This is a genomic window from Mesorhizobium sp. B2-5-7, from assembly GCF_006440875.1.
Lineage (GTDB): Bacteria > Pseudomonadota > Alphaproteobacteria > Rhizobiales > Rhizobiaceae > Mesorhizobium > Mesorhizobium australicum.
On the sequence record NZ_VFUO01000006.1, the window covers coordinates 352,105 to 372,392 of the forward strand.

At 62.5% G+C, this 20,288-nt stretch carries 21 protein-coding genes; 8 read left to right on the forward strand and 13 right to left on the reverse strand.

Going from position 1 to position 20,288, the window contains the following annotated elements; translation table 11 throughout:
* Positions 1-3,177: a multidrug efflux RND transporter permease subunit gene (locus FJ543_RS25600; RefSeq protein ID WP_140617599.1), complete on the reverse strand. Its 3,177-nt coding sequence runs from the start codon at positions 3,175-3,177 to the stop codon at positions 1-3.
* A complete protein-coding gene (locus tag FJ543_RS25605) occupies positions 3,171-3,545 on the reverse strand; it encodes a hypothetical protein (RefSeq protein WP_224622707.1) in 375 nt (124 codons plus the stop codon). Before FJ543_RS25605 ends, FJ543_RS25600 begins: the two co-directional genes overlap by 7 nt.
* Positions 3,546-3,668: 123 nt before the next feature.
* Here FJ543_RS25605 and FJ543_RS25610 point away from each other — a divergent pair, with 123 nt between their 5' ends.
* Positions 3,669-4,259, forward strand: a complete 591-nt coding sequence (locus tag FJ543_RS25610) for a TetR/AcrR family transcriptional regulator (protein ID WP_015318879.1) — start codon at positions 3,669-3,671, stop codon at positions 4,257-4,259.
* A gap of 310 nt (positions 4,260-4,569) precedes the next feature.
* Here the strand turns inward: FJ543_RS25610 and FJ543_RS25620 are convergent, their stop codons facing one another.
* The 5 genes from FJ543_RS25620 to FJ543_RS25640 form a co-directional block, all read right to left on the reverse strand.
* Positions 4,570-5,592, reverse strand: coding sequence for a LacI family DNA-binding transcriptional regulator (locus FJ543_RS25620; protein ID WP_140878076.1), 1,023 nt, complete (start codon positions 5,590-5,592; stop codon positions 4,570-4,572).
* Between the two features lie 31 nt (positions 5,593-5,623).
* A complete protein-coding gene (locus tag FJ543_RS25625) occupies positions 5,624-6,415 on the reverse strand; it encodes an ATP-binding cassette domain-containing protein (RefSeq protein ID WP_015318877.1) in 792 nt (263 codons plus the stop codon).
* A gap of 3 nt (positions 6,416-6,418) precedes the next feature.
* A complete protein-coding gene (locus FJ543_RS25630) occupies positions 6,419-7,405 on the reverse strand; it encodes an ABC transporter permease (protein ID WP_015318876.1) in 987 nt (328 codons plus the stop codon).
* Positions 7,406-7,522: 117 nt separating this feature from the next.
* Positions 7,523-8,458, reverse strand: coding sequence for a substrate-binding domain-containing protein (locus FJ543_RS25635; protein ID WP_015318875.1), 936 nt, complete (start codon positions 8,456-8,458; stop codon positions 7,523-7,525).
* Between the two features lie 295 nt (positions 8,459-8,753).
* Positions 8,754-9,911, reverse strand: coding sequence for a fumarylacetoacetate hydrolase family protein (locus tag FJ543_RS25640; protein ID WP_140788066.1), 1,158 nt, complete (start codon positions 9,909-9,911; stop codon positions 8,754-8,756).
* Between the two features lie 612 nt (positions 9,912-10,523).
* Here FJ543_RS25640 and FJ543_RS32000 point away from each other — a divergent pair.
* The gene (locus tag FJ543_RS32000) at positions 10,524-10,772 is read left to right on the forward strand and encodes a hypothetical protein (RefSeq protein ID WP_246678881.1); all 249 of its coding nucleotides are present in this window, start codon (positions 10,524-10,526) and stop codon (positions 10,770-10,772) included.
* Between the two features lie 125 nt (positions 10,773-10,897).
* On the forward strand, positions 10,898-11,251 hold the full coding sequence (locus FJ543_RS25650; protein ID WP_015318872.1) for a SnoaL-like domain-containing protein: 354 nt from the start codon (positions 10,898-10,900) through the stop codon (positions 11,249-11,251).
* A 94-nt stretch (positions 11,252-11,345) separates the two neighbouring features.
* Here FJ543_RS25650 and FJ543_RS25655 read toward each other — a convergent pair whose 3' ends face one another.
* Together FJ543_RS25655 and FJ543_RS25660 are read right to left on the reverse strand one after the other, a co-directional pair.
* On the reverse strand, positions 11,346-11,825 hold the full coding sequence (locus tag FJ543_RS25655) for an SRPBCC family protein (protein WP_140661449.1): 480 nt from the start codon (positions 11,823-11,825) through the stop codon (positions 11,346-11,348).
* Positions 11,822-12,178 carry a metalloregulator ArsR/SmtB family transcription factor gene (locus FJ543_RS25660; RefSeq protein ID WP_140661448.1) on the reverse strand — a complete coding sequence of 119 codons (357 nt, stop codon included), beginning with the start codon at positions 12,176-12,178 and terminating at the stop codon, positions 11,822-11,824. Before FJ543_RS25660 ends, FJ543_RS25655 begins: the two co-directional genes overlap by 4 nt.
* Positions 12,179-12,352: 174 nt before the next feature.
* On the opposite strand from FJ543_RS25660, the gene FJ543_RS25665 reads away from it, so the two are divergent.
* Positions 12,353-12,703, forward strand: a complete 351-nt coding sequence (locus tag FJ543_RS25665) for an ArsC family reductase (protein WP_140878080.1) — start codon at positions 12,353-12,355, stop codon at positions 12,701-12,703.
* A gap of 96 nt (positions 12,704-12,799) precedes the next feature.
* On the opposite strand, the gene FJ543_RS25670 is transcribed toward FJ543_RS25665, so the two are convergent.
* From FJ543_RS25670 to FJ543_RS25680, 3 genes are read right to left on the reverse strand one after another with little or no spacing between them, the layout of a single operon-like run.
* The gene (locus tag FJ543_RS25670) at positions 12,800-13,153 is read right to left on the reverse strand and encodes a DUF488 domain-containing protein (protein ID WP_015318868.1); all 354 of its coding nucleotides are present in this window, start codon (positions 13,151-13,153) and stop codon (positions 12,800-12,802) included.
* A gap of 23 nt (positions 13,154-13,176) precedes the next feature.
* Complete coding sequence (locus FJ543_RS25675; protein ID WP_015318867.1) at positions 13,177-14,433, reverse strand: aminopeptidase; 1,257 nt, start codon at positions 14,431-14,433, stop codon at positions 13,177-13,179.
* Entirely contained in the window at positions 14,430-15,422 is a 993-nt protein-coding gene (locus tag FJ543_RS25680; RefSeq protein ID WP_140878082.1) for a LysR substrate-binding domain-containing protein, read from the reverse strand. Before FJ543_RS25680 ends, FJ543_RS25675 begins: the two co-directional genes overlap by 4 nt.
* An 84-nt stretch (positions 15,423-15,506) precedes the next feature.
* Between FJ543_RS25680 and FJ543_RS25685 the strand changes: the two genes are divergently transcribed.
* The 3 genes from FJ543_RS25685 (at position 15,507) to sbmA (ending at position 18,352) form a co-directional block, all read left to right on the forward strand.
* A complete protein-coding gene (locus tag FJ543_RS25685; protein ID WP_246678882.1) occupies positions 15,507-15,737 on the forward strand; it encodes a hypothetical protein in 231 nt (76 codons plus the stop codon).
* Between the two features lie 78 nt (positions 15,738-15,815).
* Entirely contained in the window at positions 15,816-16,976 is a 1,161-nt protein-coding gene (locus tag FJ543_RS25690) for a YbfB/YjiJ family MFS transporter (protein ID WP_140878084.1), read from the forward strand.
* A gap of 113 nt (positions 16,977-17,089) precedes the next feature.
* Positions 17,090-18,352, forward strand: a complete 1,263-nt coding sequence (sbmA, locus tag FJ543_RS25695; RefSeq protein ID WP_140878086.1) for a peptide antibiotic transporter SbmA — start codon at positions 17,090-17,092, stop codon at positions 18,350-18,352.
* A 28-nt stretch (positions 18,353-18,380) separates the two neighbouring features.
* Here the strand turns inward: sbmA and FJ543_RS25700 are convergent, their stop codons facing one another.
* Positions 18,381-19,388: a polysaccharide deacetylase gene (locus tag FJ543_RS25700; RefSeq protein WP_140878088.1), complete on the reverse strand. Its 1,008-nt coding sequence runs from the start codon at positions 19,386-19,388 to the stop codon at positions 18,381-18,383.
* 213 nt (positions 19,389-19,601) lie between these two features.
* Between FJ543_RS25700 and FJ543_RS25705 the strand changes: the two genes are divergently transcribed.
* Entirely contained in the window at positions 19,602-20,267 is a 666-nt protein-coding gene (locus FJ543_RS25705) for a tetratricopeptide repeat protein (RefSeq protein ID WP_140878090.1), read from the forward strand.
* The last annotated feature ends 21 nt before the right edge of the window (positions 20,268-20,288 follow it).

Consider the following 20,288-nt stretch of genomic DNA (forward strand, 5'->3'; position numbering starts at 1 on the left):
TTATTCGGCCGCTTCCGCCAGAGGAGGAAAGGCGGGTTTGGCCGTTGGTTCAGTGTGTTGAGAAGCGGGCTCGTCGCCGCCGCGCCGTTCGCGCAGCTGTTCGATGACCGCGTAGAAGACCGGCACGAACACCAGCGACAGGATGGTCGCGGCGACCATGCCGCCGAACACGGTGGTGCCGATGGACTGGCGGCTGGCGGCACCCGCACCGGTGGCGATCATCAGCGGCACCACGCCGAGGATGAAGGCAAACGCGGTCATCAGGATCGGCCGCAGTCTCAGCCGGGCGGCCTCCATTGATGCCTCGACGATGCTGAGGCCTTCCTCGCGCCGCCGTCTTGCGAACTCGACGATCAGGATCGCGTTCTTGGCCGCCAGGCCGATCAGCATGACGAAGCCGATCTGCGAATAGACGTCGATCTGCATGCCGCGCACCCAAAGTGCGGCGAACGCGCCGAACAGTGCGAGCGGCACGGCCAGCAGCACCATGAAGGGCATCGCCCAGCTCTCGTACTGCGCCGCCAGGATCAGGAAGACGAAGACGATGGCGAGGGCAAAGACCACCGACGCGATCGACCCCGCCTTGAGCTCCTGGAAAGTGATGCCGGTCCATTCGAAACCGAAATCCCTGGGCAGCGCGGTCGCCGCGGCCCGTTCCATGGCGGCGACCGCCTGGCCCGACGAATAACCGGGAGCGGCGCCGCCATTGATGGTGGCCGAGGCGTTGTTGTTGTAGTGCGGCACGGTTTCCGGGCCGACGAACGGCACCAGTTTCCCCAACGTGCTGAGCGGCACCATGCCGCCGGAGGCATTGCGCACATAGAGCCGTGAAATGTCGGCTGCACCGGCACGTGAATCCTTGTCGGCCTGGATGGTCACCCGGAAGGTGCGGCCAAACAGGTTGAAGTCGTTCACGTAGAGCGAGCCGAGATAGATCTGCAGCGTGTTGAAGACGTCGGGCAGGTTGAGGCCGAGCAGCTTCGCCTTGGCGCGGTCGAGATCGTAGTTGAACTGCGGCGTCGAGGTCGAGAACGGCGAAAACAGCTGCTGCGGATTGATTTCAGGCTGCTTGCGGGCCTCGGCGATCACCGCTTGCGTGGCGTCGTTGAGGGCCGTGCTGCCGCGGCCGGTGAGGTCCTCGACGACGAATTCGAAGCCGCCCGTGGTGCCGATGCCGGGGATGGAGGGCGGATCGAAGGAGAGCGCGAAGGCCTCCGGAATCTGCATCAGCTTGCCACGCACGTCGCCGACGAGCTTCGAGGCGCTCTGGTCGGGGCCACGCTCCTCCCACGGCTTGAGGATGGCGAACTCGACCGCCGAGTTCGACTGCGCCGCGCTGGTGAGGAAGTTCAGGCCGCTGATCGAGCCGACGATGTCGACGCCTGGCGTTGCCTGCAGGATGTCGCGCGCCTTCTGTGCCACCGCATCGGTACGCTCCAGCGAAGCGCCGTCGGGCAGCTGGATGACGACGAAGAAATAGCCCTGGTCCTCGACCGGAAGGAAGGTCGAGGGCAGCTTTTGCCAGACGAAGTAGGTGGCGACCAGGCCGGCGGCGAACAGGCCAAGCATGATCCAGCGCAGCCGGATAAGGATGCGCACGCCATGGGCATAAGCATGCGACAGTCTGTCGAAGCCCGTATTGAACCAGCGGAACAGGAAGAATTGCGTTTCGCCGCGATGGCGCAGGAAGGCTGCACTGAGCGCCGGGCTGAGCGTCAGCGAGTTGAAGGCGGAGATGCCGACGGAGATCGCCACCGTCAGCGCGAACTGGTTGTAGAGCTTGCCGGAGACACCGGGAATGAAGGCAACCGGCACGAACACCGCCATCAGCACCGCGGTGGTCGCAATGATCGGGCCGGTGACCTCGGCCATGGCGGCCTTTGTCGCCGCCAGCGGTTTCAGTCCGGCCTCGAGCTGTCGTTCGACATTCTCGACCACGACGATGGCATCGTCGACGACAAGGCCGATCGCCAGCACCATGCCGAGCAGCGAGAGCATGTTGAGCGAGAAACCCATCATCTCCATGATGACGAGCGTCGCCACCAGCGACACCGGAATGGCGATGGTCGGAATGATGGTCGTGCGCCAGCTCTGCAGGAAGATGAAGACCACGGCGACGACGAGCACCAGGGCTTCGCCAAGCGTGATCAGCACGTCATGCATCGAGGCCGAGACGAAGCGCGTCGTATCGTAGTGCATCGCATAGTCGACGCCCTTGGGAAAACGGGCCGAAAGTTCCTGCATCTTGTCCTTAACGCGCTGCTGCAGATCGAGCGCGTTGGAGCCGGGCATCTGATAGACGGCGAGCACCACGGTCGGGTCCTTGCCGAAAAAGGCCGAGGACGAATATTGCAGGGCGCCAAGCTCGATACGGGCGACGTCGCGCAGCCGCACCAGCGAACCGGTATCGGTGTTGGCACGTACGACGATGTCGCCGAATTCCTTCGGGTCGCTCAACCGGCCGACGGCGTTGACCTGCATCTCGAAGGCGGTGCCGGCGGGCGCCGGCGACTGGCCGATCTTGCCGGCCGCCACCTGGACGTTCTGTTCGGCGATGGCATTTTGCACATCGACCGCGGTGATGCCGAGATTGGCGAGCTTGTCGGGATCGAGCCAGACGCGCATCGAATAGCGCCGTTCGCCGAAAATCTGCACGTCTCCGACACCAGGCAGCCGCTTCAGCGGGTCCACCACCTGCAGATAGGCAAGGTTGGAGAGCGCCACCGGATCGACCGAATGGTCGGGCGAGGTCAGGTTGACGATGAGCACGAAGTTCGGGTTCTGCTTCTTGATCGTCACGCCGCCCTGGTTAACGATCGCCGGCAGCGACGAGGCCGCCTGCGAGACGCGGTTCTGGACGTCGACGGCGGCCGTGCTCAGGGAATAGCCGACATCGAAGGTGATGGTGATGGTCGACGAGCCGTCATTGGAGCTCGTCGAGGACATGTAGGTCATGCCCTGCACGCCGTTGATCTGCTGCTCCAGCGGCGTCGTCACCGTGTCTGCCACCACTTGCGCGCTGGCGCCCGGATAGTGGGCGCTGACCACGACTTGCGGCGGTGTGATGTCGGGAAACTGCGAGACGGGCAGCAGGAAATAACAAATCGTGCCGGCGAGCACCATGATGATGGCGATCGCCGAGGCGAAGATCGGACGATGGATGAAGAAGTTTACCACGACACGCACGCCTCTCCGGCCGCTCTTGCCCGCCCGAAGGCGCTGGCGACCCTGGATAACTGGCCGCGCCCGTCCCCGGACCCTTCCCGTGAACGCAGCAACGGCACCTCGCGACGCTGCCCATCGGCAAGCGAACGCAACATGTTCTCGAACGCGCGGGGGTCGACCCCATCTGCTTTCATGACCAGCCGGATCATCGGATCCCGGACGGCCTCATCTATGGTAAGATCGCGGCGCTGTGGCATTGGCCGGCTCCTTGTCTGTCGATTCGCAGCCCGTGCTCGCGAACCGTTTTTCATCTCTTCACCGGCCGAGGCCGCATGATTGGCAATCTTTTCGTCCATCTCGATCTGGTAGGACCAGTTCACGACCTTGTTATTGACGACGGACGATATAGGTGTTACCAGTAAGTAACATTCAGGAAGTTACAGACCGGTAACACCCTAGTCAAGAGGTGGCCGAGGGTTTTTTGGAAACGAAAGGAGATCATGATGACAGACGGCGTCGTGGAGCGCTCTCGTCCCCGGGATCGAATTCTGGAGACGGCGCGTGACATGTTCCACAAGCACGGCATCAAGGGCGTCGGCGTCGACGCCATCACCGAGGCTGCCGGCACGAACAAGATGACGCTCTATCGTCACTTCGAATCCAAGGACGAACTGATCGTCGAATGCCTGCGCGCCAACGCACTGAAAGCTGGCGCGATGTGGGAAACGTTCGAGGCCGAGCATCCGGGTGACAAACTCGCTCAACTTCATGCCTGGGTTCGCAAGGCCGCCGCCATGCTCAACACCGACGGCCGTGGCTGCGACATGGCCAACGCCGCCGCCGAGCTGACCGAACCCGATCATCCGGCAAGGCGCGTCATCAAGGAACTCAAGGAAGCCCAGCGCGAACGCCTGGTCGGGCTCTGCCGGGATGCCGGCATCGGCCAGGCCGAGCTTCTCGCCGATACGCTGTCGCTGCTGTTTGAAGGTGCGCGGGTCAGCGTGCAGACCGTCGGTGCCGAGGGCCCGAGCACGCAGTTCGTGCGGATGGCTGAAGGACTGATCGTTTCCTTCCGGGGCACTGCCGCCGGTTAAGTATTGCCGTGGCTGCTGGTGATTTTGCGGTCGCGTGACCGAAACGATGTCTGCTGCCCTATAGGCAGCACGCTATTTCCCGTTGACTGAACGAAAAAAGCCCGCTGCCGGGAGGAGGTGGCAGCGGGCTCGATTTCGAATGTGGCGCGGGAGGAGGTGCACCCCATTCAGCGTCGGCATCGCATCTGGGAGGAGTAGATGGCCGACAACCAGAACGTACGAGTTGCCCAATGATTCGGCAACAATGAATTGTGCATAGCTGCTGTGCAGATTTGCAGGGGCGGTCAGGTTCCCCAGGAGATGCGGGATCTCACTGCACGGGTACGTTTTCCCGGAAGATCAGTCGCGGCTCGATGAATTTGCGGGTGAGATAGGGCGCCGATGATGCGATCGAGCCGAGCAGTTGGATCACCGACTGCTCCGCGATCAACCTGGCGTTCTGGTCGATGACGACGTCGGCGAGGTCGTCGACGAGGTAGCCGCGTGTCTCCCTGGTCAGGTCGTGGCAGATGAAGACCGGCTTGCGGTTGGGCCTGGTTTCCCGGATCGCCTTGGCAATGCCGGAGCGCCCGGCGCCGACACAATAGATGCCGAGCAGTTCCGGCTCGTTGCGCAACGCTTTCATGGTTGCGGCATAGCTGGCGTCGGGCTCGTCATTGATCTCGACGGCGCTGCTGACGGTGAGGTTGGGAAACTCCTCGCCAAGCACGGAGCGGAAGCCCATCTCGCGCTCTTCATGGCCGCGATAGGAACGCGAACCGACGACCATCGCCAGCTGCCCCTCGCGGCCGCCGAGAAAGCGTCCCATCAAAAGTGCCGCCGTCCGTCCCGCCACGCGGTTGTCGATGCCGACATAGGCCGAGCGGGGAGCGGCCGGAATATCGGACACCAGCGTCACCAGCCGGATACCGGCCTCGACCATGTCGCGCAGGATGTTGCGCGTCCTGGGATGATCGACCGCGATGACACCGACGCCGTTGGCGCGCAGCGACAGCTTTTCGACCGCGGTCTGCAAGGCATTGGGCGAGATACCGGCGAGATTGTGAATCCGGCAGGACGCCACCAGCGGCAGGCGCGAGGCGTAGTCCTCGACGTGCTTTGCCAGGTCGTGCATGAAGTCGTTCGAGCCGATCGGCAGGAAGAATTCCAGGTTTGCGGGCCTCGAGGGAAGCGTCACCTGGTCGGCGACCGGCAGATAGCCGAGCTGCTTGGCGGCCTCCATGACGCGTTGCCGGTTGGCGGCACTCGCTCCGGGCCGGTTGTTGAGCACCCTGTCGACCGTCGCGGTCGACAGCCCGCAGTTCCTGGCGATGTCGGAGACGGTAGCCTTCATGCCGCAACCCTACACGTCGCTTCGTACGTCCTCAGTGCGCCGGCTTGCCGTCGGCGAGGGCGTCGCGGATGTCCTTGTCCGACATGCCGGTGATGATGCGCTCGACTTCCGTCACGGTTGTCGTCTTCGGATCGATGTCGTCGGCGACCACCTTGCCCCTGCGCATGACGACGATGCGGTCGACCACCTGGAAGACATGGTGGATGTTGTGCGCGATGAAGATGCAGGAGTGGCCGGAATCGCGGGCGTTGCGCACGAAGCTGAGCACGCCTTGGGTCTCGGCCACGCCGAGATTGTTGGTCGGCTCGTCGAGGATGATCAGGTCGCTGTCGAAATGCATGGCGCGCGCGATCGCGACCGCCTGCCGCTCGCCGCCGGAGAGCGAGCCGATCGGTGTCGTCGGCGGGATGTTCTTGGAGATTCCGACCTGTTTGAGCAGATCGCGGGCGACCGTGTTCATGGCGTCCTGGTCCATGCGGTTGAGGAAGCGCGGCGGCTTGATCGGTTCTCGACCCAGGAACAGGTTGCGCGCGATCGACAATTGCGTGACCAGGGCGGAGTCCTGGTAGATGGTCTCGATGCCGTGGGCGATGGCGTCGCTGGTATCGCGCAAGGTGACCTTCTTGCCGCGGATGAAGATATCGCCGCTGGTCAGCGGCACCGCGCCGGAGAGAACCTTGATCAGCGTCGATTTGCCGGCGCCATTGTCGCCCAGAAGGCCGACGATCTCACGCTCGTTGACATGGAAATTGGCGTCCACCAGCGCCTGCACGCGGCCATAGGACTTGCGGATGTTGTGCATGCGGATCAATGGCTCGGCCATGGTTCAAGTCCCCGCCTGGTGCCGGCGTTCCAGCCATGAATGCAGCGCCATCATGCCAAGGATGATCGCGCCGATGAAGATGTTGTAGGCAAGGCCGGGCACGCCGATCAGCACGATGCCGTTGCGCATCACGCGCAGGATCAGGATGCCGAGCACGGTGCCGATGATGGTGCCGCGCCCGCCGGTGAGTGCGGTGCCGCCGATCACCACCATGGCGATCACCTCGAGCTCGTAGCCGGTGCCGCTGTTGGGGTTGGCGGCGGATGTGCGCAGCGAGGAGATGACGCCGGCAAGCGAGGCCATGACCGACGACAGGACGAACAGGCCGACCTTGACGCGATTGACATTGACGCCGCGGGCACGCGCCGCGTTGGGATTGCCGCCCGCCGCCTGGATCCAGTTGCCGGTCCGGCTTTGCGTCAGGACATAGCCGAGCGCGATCGCCGCGGCGATGAACCAGAACAGCGACATGTAGATGCGGAACGGCCCGATGAAGAAGTCGCCGACCAGAGCCTCCGCCAGCCAGCTGCCTTCGGCACTCCAGGTGCGCTGCGGAAACCCGTCGGTGATGAAAAGCGCGCTGCCGCGCACCACCAGCAGCATGCCGAGCGTCACCAGGAAGGACGGGATCTTGAGCTGCGTGACGAACCAGCCATTGACCAGGCCGATCAAGGCGGCAACCACCAGCGCGACAAGGAAGCCCATTTCCAGCGAGGTGACGCCGGCATTGAACAGCGTCCACATCAGCACGGGCGAGAAGCCGAACAGGGACCCGACGGAGAGGTCGAATTCGCCCGAAGTCATCAACAGCGTCATCGCCAGCGCGATCAGGCCGAGCTCGACCGTGAAGGCCAGCGTGTTGGAGATGTTCTGCGGCGACAGGAAGTCGTGGTTGAAACCCCAGAAAACGGCGATCTCCACGATGAGCAGAATGAAAGGTCCGAATTCCGGCCGCGCGATCAGGCGTTGGATGAGCGAATGATTTTCCACTGGGAACCCGCGACATGGTTGGGACGGGCCGCGAGCTCCACCGCATCGGGTGGCATGCCACGGCACAGGAAGATATCTGGCGCCGTGCGAAAACGCGCGGCGCCAGGGGATCGCGGATTATTTGCCGGACAGGATCTTGTCGTAGACCGCCGCGGTGTCCTTCTCATAGAGCGCGCCGGTGATGACGTTGAAGCCCGGAGGAATGCCGCTGGCCGCCATGTTGGCGAGCGACAGCGCCACATAGCTGGTCGCCTGCGGATCCTGCCACTGGCCGGCATTGACATAGCCGTTCAGCACTTCCTGGGTGGTGTCGAGCGAGTTGCCCCAGCCGACGACCGGGATTTCGCCCGGCTTGACGCCGACCTGGTCGAACACGCGCTTGATCGAACCGGTTACGAGGTCGCCCAGGCCGATGATGGCGTTAACCTTGCCCTTGTGGGCGGTGAGGTAGTCGACCATGCGGTTGATCACCTCGGCCTGGTCGAGCGTCGCTTCGGTCACTTCATAGGTGATGCCGAGCGGGCCGAAGACGCTCTTGATGCCTTCTTCTTCCTGCACGCCGTAGGTGGCGCCGGGGATCTCGACCGGCATCCAGACGAAGTCGCCCTTCTTCACCAGGCCCTTGTCGACCAGATACTGCGCCCAGTGCTTGCCGAAAGTGACGTTGTCACCGCCGACATAGGCGTTGAAATTGGCCTTGGGATCGGGCGTGTTGAAGTTGATGATCGGGACGTTGGCCGCGCGCGCTTCCTTGACGATCTCGACCAGGCTGCCCGGATCGGGGCTGGTGGTGACGATGCCGTCGGCCTTGGCCGAGAGGGCGGCGCGGACCGCCTCCTGCTGCGAGGCGACGTCGCCATTGTGGAACGACGTGTTGACGGTGTTGCCGGTGTCCTTGGCCCATTGCTTGGCGCCGGCGAGGAAGTAGGTCCAGACCGGGTCGGCCGGGCCGCCATGTGAAATCCAGTAGAACGTCTTGGCCTGCGCGGCTGCCGGAATGACCGTCAGCGCGATCAGCAGGCCGTAGAGCACAAGTCTTAGTCTCGTCAGCATTTGATTTCCTCCCGGTTGAAGATGATCCGTCCCTTGTTCCGGCTTCAGCCGGATTGCGTCTTTTTGCCAGCGCCGCTCGGATGCATAAGAGCATTCCCTTTTTCGACGAATGGCAAGCCTCCATCTGCAGATGTAGTTGGCGCCTGACGCGGCGCCATCAGCGACCCCATCAGATCGCATCAGTCGGGATGATTTTTCCCGGGCAGTCGGATGATTGTCGCCGAGAGCTCAGCCGGGCGGACTATCCCGATCACGTCTGGGCGGTCTCTGAGGGCGAAAGCCCCCAAAGAGCCGCTTAGAGCAGGCCGGCCTTGGCCAGGTCGCGCATCAAATGGCTGGCGCCGTAGGTCCAGTGCGGGCAATCGGGCGACAGCCGCACGCGGTTGACCAGCGCGCCGAATTTTTCCGACGAGATGGTGACGATGTCGCCGACCTTGTGCGTGAACCCCTTGCCCTTTTCGCCGCGATCCTTCGACGGCACGAACATGGTGCCGAGATAGAGCGCCAGCCCGTCCGGATACTGGTGATGCGGGCCCATGGCCGCGGCAACCAGCTCCTCCGGCGAGCGGCTGATCTCGGCCATCGAGCTTGCCCCCTCCAGCGAAAACCCGTCCTCGCCCTCGACCTTCAGGCGCACGACGGCCTGCTTCACGTCGGCGATGGAGAACGTGTCGTCGAACAGCCGGATGAAGGGGCCAAGCGAGGCCGAGGCGTTGTTGTCCTTGGCCTTGCCGAGCAGCAGCGCCGAACGGCCCTCGACGTCGCGCAGATTGACGTCGTTGCCGATGGTGGCGCCGACGATCCTGCCGCTCGAGGCGGCGATCATGGCGATCTCCGGCTCCGGATTGTTCCAGGTCGAAACCGGATGCAGGCCGACATCGGCGCCGAAGCCGACCGAGGCCATCGGCTGGCACTTGGTGAAGATCTCGGCATCGGGGCCGATGCCCACTTCCAGATATTGCGACCAGGCGCCGCGCGAAATCAGCTTGGCCTTGATCTCCATCGCCTCTGGCGAACCGGGCTTGAGCTTCGAAAGATCATGGCCGATCAGACCCGCAATGTCGGCGCGGATGGCGTCGGCCTTATCAGCCGAGCCACGCGCCTGTTCCTCGATCACCCGTTCGAGCAGGCTGACGACGAAGGTGACGCCGGAAGCCTTGATCGCCTGCAGGTCGACCGGCGACAGCAGAAAGGGTTTTGCCCGGTCGCGCGTGGCTTCGAAACTGTTGGACGCGATATCGTCGAGTGAACCGATCGGCTTGCCCGTGGCCGAGCGCACATGGCCGGCCGGGTCGGCCAATTCGCAGACGTCACGCACGGTGGGCGCCGCGCTGGATGTGATGTCGAAGACGGTGCCGTCGCGCACCGTGACGACCAGGGGGTGCGAGGCATCGCCGCTCCTGGCGCGGCCGACAAACAAGCCTTCAGCGGGCAGATGTGTCGGGTTGGTCATGAGTTGGGTTCCTCGTTGAATCGAAAATGCTGGCCCGGTCGGCGCGGCACTTTCGCCGGATTCCATTCAAAGGTCTATCCCATCCAAGCAGTCGAGCGGTGGCCGCGAATATGCCGACTGGGTCATCCACGATGTCCGGATGTCAAGGACATCACCGGGCTTAGGGTCCGGTTACTCGAACTTGACTCAGAGAATTGTTCGTGTTTTGTTCTGGGCGCCAGAACAGAACGGAGGCGTTCCTTGGCGAGCGTATAGGTAATGTACCAAGGCGAACTAGATTTCGGAATTCCAGAACCGCCAAGGCGGCCCAAAAAGCCCGATCGTGTCTTCTTCGGCGTGTTTCTGCAGGCAGGGGATTATTTTCGGTTTGCTGATTGTCAAAGCCGGCTATGCGACAAATGTGGCATAGCCGGCTCACCGCTGATACCGGAGCGTTTTCATGTCAGCCAGCAGCATGTCGGGGACTACAAGTGGCTGCGGTCGAAGATCATCTTTGCGGCCACCCGATCGGGGCAGCGCGTCAAGATGCCTGCTTTTGAGATCACCTTTCGCCACGCCAGGAGCTTTCCTGGCCGCCCGGCGACAACAGGCCGACCGGCCAAGCATCCCTTCGTGCTTGTGGCCGATGACGGACCGGTTTGTGAACTGAGCGGGAATCTCGGCGCCGAAATGCTGCGTGAAGGCCTGAAGGCGTCAGCCGGGTTCGTCCCTCATATGACCCTTGCCTATGACCAGAAACTTATCCCACAACTGCCGATCGAGCCGATCAGCTTCGTGGCGCGGGAGTTCATTCTCGTGCACAGCCTGCGCGGGCTGACGCAATATGACTTTCTGGAACGTTGGCCGCTGATTGCGATGTAACGAAGGACGCGCTGGTTCGCGCGACACCCCATCCTGACAGGGTCATGTCAGCTATCGACCTGTCCGCGATGGCAGGTCCGCAAGCGGTTCCCTACTTGCAATGCGTCTGAACAGGAGGAACAAAAATGACCGTCACGGAAATCGCCAAGGAGTTCACCGAACTTCTCAAGCAGGGCAACAACGAAGGTGCTGCCGAAAAATACAATGCCGACGATATCGCCAGCTACGAAGCGATGGAGGGACCGATGGCCGTCAGTCACGGCAAGGAGGCCCTCAGGCAGAAAAGCCAGTGGTGGCAAGAGAACCACGAAGTGCATGGCGGCTCGGTCGAGGGCCCTTATGTCAACGGCGATCAATTCGCGGTGCGCTTCACCTTTGACATAACGCCCAAGGCCACCGGCGAGCGTGTCACCATGGATGAGGTTGGCCTGTACACGGTCAAGAACGGCAAGATCACCGAAGAGCGCTTTTACTACTGAGGCCGGAAATCGGGTCTTCCCAGCTTTGCTCTCTTTGCGGCAAGGTTGAAAATGTGCACGGCGGCCAGAGCGATCCTCTGGCCGCTGGGAGCGTTCAAATCGTCTTCACATACTGCGCAAGTTGATCGGCCACCGTGCCCCAGCCGTCGAAGAAACCCATCTCTTCATGGTTGTCGCGGGTGGCTTGGTCACGGTGAATGGCTGTGGCGGTATAGCGCGTACCCTGGCCATCCTGATGGAGCGAAATGACCGCGGTGATGAAAGGCTCGCCCGAGGGTCGATAGCCGGGCAGCAGCGCATCCGTCCACACCAGCCGCTCGTTGGGCACGATTTCCAGATAGCAGCAGTGGCGGTCACTGACCTCCTTGCCGTCGGGCGACTGCATGCGTGTCCGAAACAGGCCGCCCGGCCTGAGGTCGATCTCGCAGTCGGTGATCAGCCACGGCTTCGGCGTGAACCACTGCCTGACATGCTCAGGTGTCGTCCAGGCTCGCCAAAGCAATTCGCGCGGCGCATCGATTACGCGCTCCAGCGTCAGGTCCAGTCTGGGATCCGGCTTGAACGGATAGCTCATTTTTCTGTCTCCTTGAGGGTCATGACATAGGCATCGAACTGGTCGAGGCGGCGTTCCCAAACTGTACGCTGTTCGGCCAGCCAGCTTTCGGCGAGCTTCAACGGTTCAGGCGCAAGCTCGTAAGTCCTGACCCGTCCGGTCTTTTGCGAACGAACCAGCCCGCAGCCTTCGAGAATCTTGAGATGGTCGATGAAGGATGGCAGGGCCATCTCGAAAGGCTGGGCCAGTTCGCTAACCGAAGCAGGGCTCCTGTTCAGTCGCTCGACCACGCGCCGTCGCGTCGGGTCGGCAAGCGCGCGAAAAATGCCGTCGATCGGCGGGAGGCTTGGATTTCTACTCTGGAGGCTGGTCATCGATCGGTCCCCGGGTTGTCAAAGCGGTCGAAAACACTTAGGTAATTTCCTTAGTGTTGGCAAGCGCAAATTTACGGCAATGCTGGCCAAGCTGCTGGCCAAGCTGCTGGCCAAGCGGGAAGGGCGGTTTTAGGCTGCGAAACGGTTCGACTGTCAGCCCAAGGGAAGAGCACTTTGACGATCACCATGTACGGCATCACCAATTGCGACACGATCAAGAAGGCGCGCGTCTGGCTGGAGAGCCATGACCTTCCCTATCGTTTCCACGACTATCGGGCCGAGGGGATCGAGGCGGGCAAGCTGAATGGCTGGGTCGGCAAGGTCGGTTGGGAAAAGCTGCTCAACAAGGGCAGCACGACGTTTCGCGAATTGCCGGAGGCGGACAAGCAAGGCCTCGACGAGAAGAAGGCGAAAGCGTTGATGCTGGCCAAGCCGACGATGATCAGGCGGCCGGTGCTGGAGATCGGCGATCGGGTGGTGGTTGGCTTCAAGCCGGAGGTTTATGAGCAGACGGTGGGGAAGTAGGCGGAAGCGTCGCGCCGTCCGATCTCCACCCTCGTGGGGAGATGTCCGGCAGGACAGAAGGGCGCTGTCCCGCCTGCTCGCGAAGGTCCGAGCGCCTCAACCCGCGCTCAAATACTCCGCCAGTGCCACCGCATTATTGTGCGCCTCATCATGCGCGCCGTAGAGCAGCGTTACCTTGCCCTCGCCAAGCAAGCCGCGCAGCTGCGCAACCGCCTCACCATTCCCGTCGAGCTCAGCCCCGTACCGCTTCCGAAATTCCGCCCAACGTGCCGGCTCGTGCCCGAACCACTTCCGCAGGTCGTCGCTCGGTGCGATCTCCTTCAGCCACAGCGCCAGCGCGGCATGCTCCCTGCTGACGCCGCGCGGCCAGATGCGGTCAACCAACACCCGCTGCCCGTCATCGGCAGCGGGCGGTTCGTAAATCCGCTTGACCATCAGGTCGAAAGCCATTCGACCTCCCTACGCCGAACCCCTCAGGCCCACTCGCCCTTGCGCATCACCGGCACGCGGCTGCCATCCTTGGCGACGCCGTCAATGTCGATCTTGTCCGACCCGATCATCCAGTCGATATGGATGAAGCTCTTGTTGCCGCCGCGCGCCGCGATTTCGTCAGGGCTGAGCGAGGCGCCGTCGACGAAGCATTTCGAATAGCATTGGCCGAGCGCGATGTGGCAGGCGGCGTTTTCGTCGAACAGTGTGTTGAAGAACAACAGGCCGCTGGCCGAGATCGGCGAGGAATGCGGCACCAGCGCCACTTCGCCCAGACGACGCGCGCCCTCGTCGGTGTCGAGCACCTTCTTCAGCACGTCCTCACCTTTCGACGCCTTGGCCTCGACGATCCTGCCGCCCTCGAAGCGCACCGAGATGTCGTCGATCAGCGTGCCTTGGTAGGACAGCGGCTTGGTCGAGGAGACATGGCCCTCGACGCGCCGCGCATGCGGAGTTGTGAAAACTTCCTCGGTCGGGATGTTGGGATTGCAGGTGATGCCGTTCTTGGCGGTCGAGGCGCCGCCCATCCACTCATGGCCATCCGCCAGCCCGACCGTCAGGTCGGTGCCCGGTCCAGCGAAATGCAGGGCATGGAAATCATGGCCGTTGAGCCATTCGGTGCGGCCGCGCAGCGCCGCATTGTGCGCCGTCCAGTTGCCGATCGGGTCTTCCACATCCACCCGCGAGGCGGCGAAGATGGCGTCGGCGAGCTTCGCGACCGCCACGTCGTCGGCATCGCCGGGGAAAACCTGCCTGGCCCAGGCCAGATCCGGATAGGCGACGATGTTCCAGTTGATGTCGAAGCCGGTGATCTTCTCCAGCGCCGGCTGGTAGGCCATCGAATTGGCCTTGTTGGCGCGCGCCACCTTCGCCGGATCCTGCGCCGACAGGAGCGACGGATCCTCGCCGCGCACGGCAAGCCGGGCTGCGTTGTTGGAGAAGGCCTTCGCCATGCCTTCGTAGAGCCAGCCGGCGGCATGGTCGAAGCCAGCATCGGCGCCGAAGCGGTAGCGCGCCAGCGTCATCTCGTCATCGTTGAAGATCGGCGTCACCAGCCCGGCACCGGCCTTGTAGGCGTGTTCGACGATGCGCCTGGTCAGCGGCAGGGCCGCGATCGACGATGTCAGCACCAGGTCCTGTCCGGGCTGCAATTGCAGCCCCACCTTGATGGCGACTTCCGCCAGCCTGTCGAGCTTCACCGGGTCGATCGTTGCGGAAACGCCGCGCGAATGTGTGGTCATGATCCTGCCTGTCGTCTTGGGATGTTTGATTGAACATAGACCGGTGCCGCGGTGCTTTCCACCGTGATCGTGCCGCTGGGCTCCGCGACCGACGATCCGAACCGCGCCATCGTCGCCGCGATCTCTTCCTTGATCCAGATCATGAAGTCCCGGACCTTGCGGCTCTCGGCCTTGGTGGCGGAGGTCACCAGCCAGTAGCCGAGGCCGCTCTGGGCGCGAATTCCGAACGGCGCCACCAGGCGCCCGTCGGCCAGCGCATCGGCCGTCAGCAATTGCCAGCCGAGCATCACGCCATGGCCGGCGATCGCCGATTCCAGGCATAGCATGGGGTCGGTGAAGCGGGCGCCTTTCTGGAAGGTGACAGGTTGAACGCCGGCGGCGGCGAACCAGCTTTCCCAGTTGATCATCGCCCGCTCGTCGGTGATGGCGCAGGTCTGGGCGAGGTCGCCGATCGAGGTCAGTTTTCGGGCAATGCCGGGCGCGCAGACCGGGAAGACTTCCTGCGCCAAGAGCAGCTCCGCCTTTCCACCCGGCCATTTGCCGTCGCCAAGCCGGATGGCAACGTCGACGTCCGAGTGATCGAGATTGGCCAGCCGCACTGAAGCGTCGATACGCAGCAGCACGTTAGGATGCCGGTCGAAGTGCCGCGACAGTCGTGGCAGCAGCCATTTGGAGGCAAAGGCCGGTGCCGCCGAAACGACCAATGTGCACTGGCTGGCTTCGTCGGCCAGTGCCACGGCCTGGGCAAGCTCGCGAAATCCAGCGCCAAGGCGGGCCGCGAAGACGGCGCCGAATTCGGTCAGGACGAGGCCGCTTGTCGTGCGCTCGAACAGTGCCTGGCCGAGCTGTTTTTCGGTGCGGCTGATCTGCTGGCTGACGGCGCTGACGGAAACATTGAGTTCGCCGGCGGCGGCGGCGAGCGAGCCGAGACGGGCGACGGTTTCCACGGCGCGAAGGCCGTTGAGGTGAACGCGGTTGAGCATGGCCATTTGAGATTTTCTAAACCGATCCGGCCGAAATCTCAATTGAAAGCGATATCGAAACGGCAGACCTTGTGGGTGGAAACAGGCCCCATGGAGCCGGAAATGCTGAGCATGTTGCTGAAGGCCCTGGTCGCGGCCACTTCGCCGGAGGACACGCGCTGCGACTTCGATACGCTGAGCTGGCTGACCGATCCGCTTGCCCACCCCGCGCTGGATGTGATGTCGGAGCGCGAGCTCGGTGATGTGCCGTTCCGGTTGACGGCGCGCCGGACCGCCTATGAGACCGTTTCACCGAGCGCCGGTTTCGGCGAGCGCTGCTGAGCGCGCGATCGCGATCAGGGCACTGGCCCAACACGAGGCGGATTGTTTCACCCGCTCGCACATCTATTGTGCACTGCAATGACTTCGCCCCAATCGACAGCGCTGCGTTACGCCTTCGCCGGCATGATCGCCATGGCCGTCGCCATGGGCATCGGCCGCTTCGTCTACACGCCGATCCTGCCTGGCATGATGGAGGAACTGCATCTGTCGCCGGCCAATGCCGGCTGGATCGCCTCGGCGAATTATCTAGGCTATCTCGTTGGCGCGTTGGCGGCGGCGGGCAGCTGGGCACATGGACGCGAGCGTTTGCTGATGCTGGGCGCCCTCGGTGCCAGCGCCGTGCTGGCCGCCTCGATGGGGCTGATCGACGCCATGGCCGCCTTCGTCGCCATTCGTTTTCTGGCCGGTCTGGCGAGCGCTTTCGTCATGGTGTTCATGGCCAGCATCGTTTTCAGCCATATCGCGGCCGCCGGGCGCGGCGACCTGCAGGCCTGGCATTTCGGTGGCGTTGGCCTCGGCATAGCGATATCGGCGGCGATGATGGCGGTGCTGGTCACCGAGCATGCCGGCTGGGCGCAGGGCTGGCTGTGGTCGGGGGCGATTTCGGCTTGCGGCTTCGTCGCCGTGGTGCTGCTGGTGAACCAGGGGCCGCTCACCAATGGCGAGGTCCGCCGTGAACCGGCGTTGCCGAAGGATCGGTCGCTGATGAAGGTGATCGTCGCCTATGGGCTGTTCGGTTTCGGCTATGTGGTGACGGCGACCTTCCTCGTGGCCATCGTGCGCCAAGGCGGCGGCAGCCGCGTCTTCGAGGCCATGGTGTGGATGGTTGCCGGTCTTGCCGGTTTCCCTTCGGTCTGGCTTTGGCAGAAGATAGCGGCGCGGATCGGGCTTTATGCCGCCTATGCCTTGGGATGTTTCGTCGAAGTTGTCGGCGTTACCGCGAGCGTCGCCACCGGCGGGCGCATGGGGCCGCTGCTTGGCGGCGTGCTGCTCGGCGGCACGTTCATTGCCATCACGGCACTTGGCCTGCAGGCCGCCCGGCAGCAGGCCCCAGCGTCGCCCCGGCGCATCTTTGCCCTGATGACCGCCTCCTTCGGGCTTGGCCAGATCATCGGCCCGATCGCGGCCGGGCTTTTGGCGCAGGCATCGGGCGATTTCTTCCTCGCCTCGATCGTCGCCGCGGCCGTCCTGGTCGTCTCCGGCGCCGTCACATGGTCGGCTGCGCCAAAATCGCCATGATTTGTGGTCTTGCTCTGCACCGGCATCGGGCAGGCATTTTCTTTCCTCCTAATGTGTGACCTTATGCCGGCTCAAACCTGCTGATTTGCGCATCGATCGAGGAATTCGCCACAGTGTTCGTATCCTTCTTCCCTCAGCCGAAGCTGTTCTTCTCTTCGGTAGTTGTCTGGGTCCTAGCGGCGATTTTGTTCTGGTTTTTTGGTGGAGAACAACTTGGCGCCGTTTTTGGGTTGCCTCCTGCAGCCGAGGGCGTAGACAAGATAATTGGTGTGTCACTCTTTTGGTCTAAGCCATTTCTCTGGTTTTATATATATTTCGCCGCTGTCGTCCTCATTTTCTACGCCTTTTGGACTTGGTATCGACCTCATCCATGGCGAAATTGGTCGATCCTTGGCACGTCACTGATCCTTTTTGTTATTTACTATCAGGTACAGGTAAACGTTGCGTTCAACGACTGGTATGGTCCTTTCTACGATCTCATTCAGAAGGCTTTGGGCACACCGTTTTCCACGACGCCGTGGGACTTTTATAGCCAGCTGCTGACAATTATGTGGATTGCGCTTCTGGCGGTTACCGTAGGGGCCCTCAATCGATTTTTTGTAAGTCACTGGATATTTCGTTGGCGTACCGCGATGAACGAATATTACATGACCAACTGGGAAAGATTGAGAAAGATCGAGGGTGCGTCCCAACGTGTTCAAGAAGACACGATGCGCTTTTCAACCACGATGGAAGACCTGGGCGTAAGCTTGGTCGGGTCTGTCATGACGCTGATAGCATTCCTTCCTGTGCTGTTGCATCTTTCTCAGAACGTCACGGAACTGCCGTTTGTCGGCACGGTGCCTTACTCCCTCGTCGTTGTGGCAATCCTCTGGTCGATCTTCGGAACCACTTTCTTGGCGTTGGTTGGCGTCAAGCTGCCAGGGCTCGAGTTCCGCACTCAGCGCGTCGAGGCGGCTTATCGCAAAGAACTGGTCTATGGTGAGGACGATGTGGGTCGCGCGCAACCACCAACTGTAGCTGAGCTTTTCCGGAACGTAAGAAAGAACTATTTTCGTAAATATTTTCACTATCTATATTTTAATGTTGCTAGAATATTCTACCTGCAGATCGATAATATTTTCCCATATATTGTACTTGTTCCTACAATGGTCGCGGGGAAAATCAAGCTTGGCGCTCTGAACCAGATTCTAAATTCATTTGATCAGGTCCGATCTTCATTTCAGTATCTGGTCAATTCATGGCCGACCATTGTCGAACTGATCTCCATCTACAAGCGCCTGCGTGCATTCGAGGCGACGATTCACGGCGAGCCGCTTCCCGACATAGACCGTCGCTTTGTAGAGCGTCAGGCACAGGAACCCGATCCGGCGTGACTTGTGAGGAGTAAACGACCCGGGCGGCTCAGCCGCCCACCGATGTCTGTGTCCCACCAGCATCCTGCCGCGAGATGTAATCTCGAAAGCTGATGCACTCGACATCTGATTTGACGCAGACTTCGCCGGCAAAACGCTCCAGCGCATTCCAGTAGGCGCCGTCATTCATCAGCGTGAAGTGGAAGCCGAGTTCCAGCGGAACGCGCTTGCCCCGATATTGCGCGTCGAAGGCGGCGCGAAACGCCTGATAGCTCCGGTCCGCGAACTCCCCGGCGTTGCTCGGCCGCTCGAAGCCGCCGGAATGGCGGACGTACAGATTGTAGTCCATGGCGATCACCGGCCGTGATTTCGGCCCTTCGGGAATCTGCGGCAGGGAAAAGCGGGTGACGCCGCCAACGGTCGGCGGCAGGGCAGGACCCATTGAAACGCCGCTTGCGTCGAACCGATAACCGGCTGCCGGGAGTGCCTCGTAAAGCGCTTTGCCAGTCGACAGATACGGCGCCCGGAAACCCGCCACCGCATGCCGCGCGAATTCCCGCCAGCCCTCGGGCTCGGGCGCAATGCCGTTGATGGCATAGGCGTTCTCGAAAATGTGCTCGAAAGAGGCGAACTCTTTCAGCCAGTCGGCCTTGCTCCAGTCCTTGCCGTCGAAATGGCCGCAGGCATGGCTGGCAATGTCGTGACCCTCCTGGGCGGCGAGGCCGATCTGTTCCAGCCGCTCGGCCACGTCCTGCCTGGAGGCGGCGAAGCCGATGTTGGATTTGCCCGCCGTCTTGCCAGGCGCGGTGTATTGGCCGCGTGTCTCGGGCGACAGCAGGAAGACGCAGGACAGGAAATAGGTGAAATGCGCGCCGGTGCGCTGGGCCAGCGCCCGGCTGCGCTTCCACTGCGAGATGTCGCGCGCGCTGTCGAAGGAGATGATCACGATCTGCTTCGGCCTTGCCGGTGCTGGTGGCGCGGGCGGATCGGCCAGGGCCGCGCCGGCGGTGGCGAGTGAGGCAAGCGAGAACAAAACAACGCGGGACAAACAAGGCATTGGCAAATTCACGGGCTCCGGGTGTCGGCAAGCCGGCTATCGCGCAAATGTGGCGCCTGCGCGATTGGGATTTCGTGGGCTTGCCCCGGGGACAAACAGTTGTTTGCCCCGGGAATAGCCGATTTTCCGGCCGAACCCCTTCCATGCCGACAAAATTTCGCTAAAACGCGGGCTCATGAACCGCCCCGGCCCGGGGCAGGAATGGTTTGATTGATGTCCGACGACAGTTTTATTCGCGAAGTCAATGATGAGATGCGTCGCGAGCAGGCGCAGAAGCTGTGGGACCGTTTTGGCCCGGCCTTGCTTGTCATTGCGGTGCTTGTGGTGCTCGGCACCGCGGCCTTCGTCGGCTATCGCTATTGGGACGAGACGCGCGCCAATCGCTCCGGCGATGCCTTCTCGCAGGCGCTGAAGCTCGCCAATGACGGTAAGAACGATGACGCGCTGGCCGCGCTCGATCAGCTGGAAAAGGATGGCTACGGCGCCTATCCGCTGCTCGCTCGCATGCGTGCCGCGACGGTCAAGGCCAACAAGGGCGACGTCGCTGCCGCCGTCAAGGACTTCGACGATGTCGCCGCCGACACCGCCATTCCCCAGGGCCTGCGCGACATGGCGCGGCTGAGGGCGGCGTTCCTGCTCGTCGATCATGGCTCCTTCGCCGACGTGTCGAGCCGCGTCGAGGCGCTGACGTCGGACACCAACACGCTGCGCCACAGCGCGCGCGAGGCGCTTGGCCTTGCCGCCTGGAAGGAAGGCAAGACCCAGGATGCGCTGAAGCTGTTCGATCAGATCGCCGCCGATGATGGCGCCCCGCGCAACACGCGCGAGCGGGCGACCTTGATGTCCGAGCTGATCCGCGGGTCGGGCAGTGCATCGTGACCCCTTGCCCAAGGCGCGCAG

What these genes read in the sequence shown, in the direction of transcription:
- FJ543_RS25610 (WP_015318879.1), top strand. Translation starts at nt 3,669, where the DNA reads ATGACAGACGGCGTCGTGGAGCGCTCTCGTCCCCGGGATCGAATTCTG.
- FJ543_RS25620 (WP_140878076.1), bottom strand. Translation starts at nt 5,592, where the DNA reads ATGAAGGCTACCGTCTCCGACATCGCCAGGAACTGCGGGCTGTCGACC.
- FJ543_RS25625 (WP_015318877.1), bottom strand. Translation starts at nt 6,415, where the DNA reads ATGGCCGAGCCATTGATCCGCATGCACAACATCCGCAAGTCCTATGGC.
- FJ543_RS25635 (WP_015318875.1), bottom strand. Translation starts at nt 8,458, where the DNA reads ATGCTGACGAGACTAAGACTTGTGCTCTACGGCCTGCTGATCGCGCTG.
- FJ543_RS25640 (WP_140788066.1), bottom strand. Translation starts at nt 9,911, where the DNA reads ATGACCAACCCGACACATCTGCCCGCTGAAGGCTTGTTTGTCGGCCGC.
- FJ543_RS25650 (WP_015318872.1), top strand. Translation starts at nt 10,898, where the DNA reads ATGACCGTCACGGAAATCGCCAAGGAGTTCACCGAACTTCTCAAGCAG.
- FJ543_RS25655 (WP_140661449.1), bottom strand. Translation starts at nt 11,825, where the DNA reads ATGAGCTATCCGTTCAAGCCGGATCCCAGACTGGACCTGACGCTGGAG.
- FJ543_RS25660 (WP_140661448.1), bottom strand. Translation starts at nt 12,178, where the DNA reads ATGACCAGCCTCCAGAGTAGAAATCCAAGCCTCCCGCCGATCGACGGC.
- FJ543_RS25670 (WP_015318868.1), bottom strand. Translation starts at nt 13,153, where the DNA reads ATGGCTTTCGACCTGATGGTCAAGCGGATTTACGAACCGCCCGCTGCC.
- FJ543_RS25675 (WP_015318867.1), bottom strand. Translation starts at nt 14,433, where the DNA reads ATGACCACACATTCGCGCGGCGTTTCCGCAACGATCGACCCGGTGAAG.
- FJ543_RS25680 (WP_140878082.1), bottom strand. Translation starts at nt 15,422, where the DNA reads ATGGCCATGCTCAACCGCGTTCACCTCAACGGCCTTCGCGCCGTGGAA.
- FJ543_RS25685 (WP_246678882.1), top strand. Translation starts at nt 15,507, where the DNA reads ATGGAGCCGGAAATGCTGAGCATGTTGCTGAAGGCCCTGGTCGCGGCC.
- FJ543_RS25690 (WP_140878084.1), top strand. Translation starts at nt 15,816, where the DNA reads ATGACTTCGCCCCAATCGACAGCGCTGCGTTACGCCTTCGCCGGCATG.
- FJ543_RS25700 (WP_140878088.1), bottom strand. Translation starts at nt 19,388, where the DNA reads ATGCCTTGTTTGTCCCGCGTTGTTTTGTTCTCGCTTGCCTCACTCGCC.
- FJ543_RS25705 (WP_140878090.1), top strand. Translation starts at nt 19,602, where the DNA reads ATGTCCGACGACAGTTTTATTCGCGAAGTCAATGATGAGATGCGTCGC.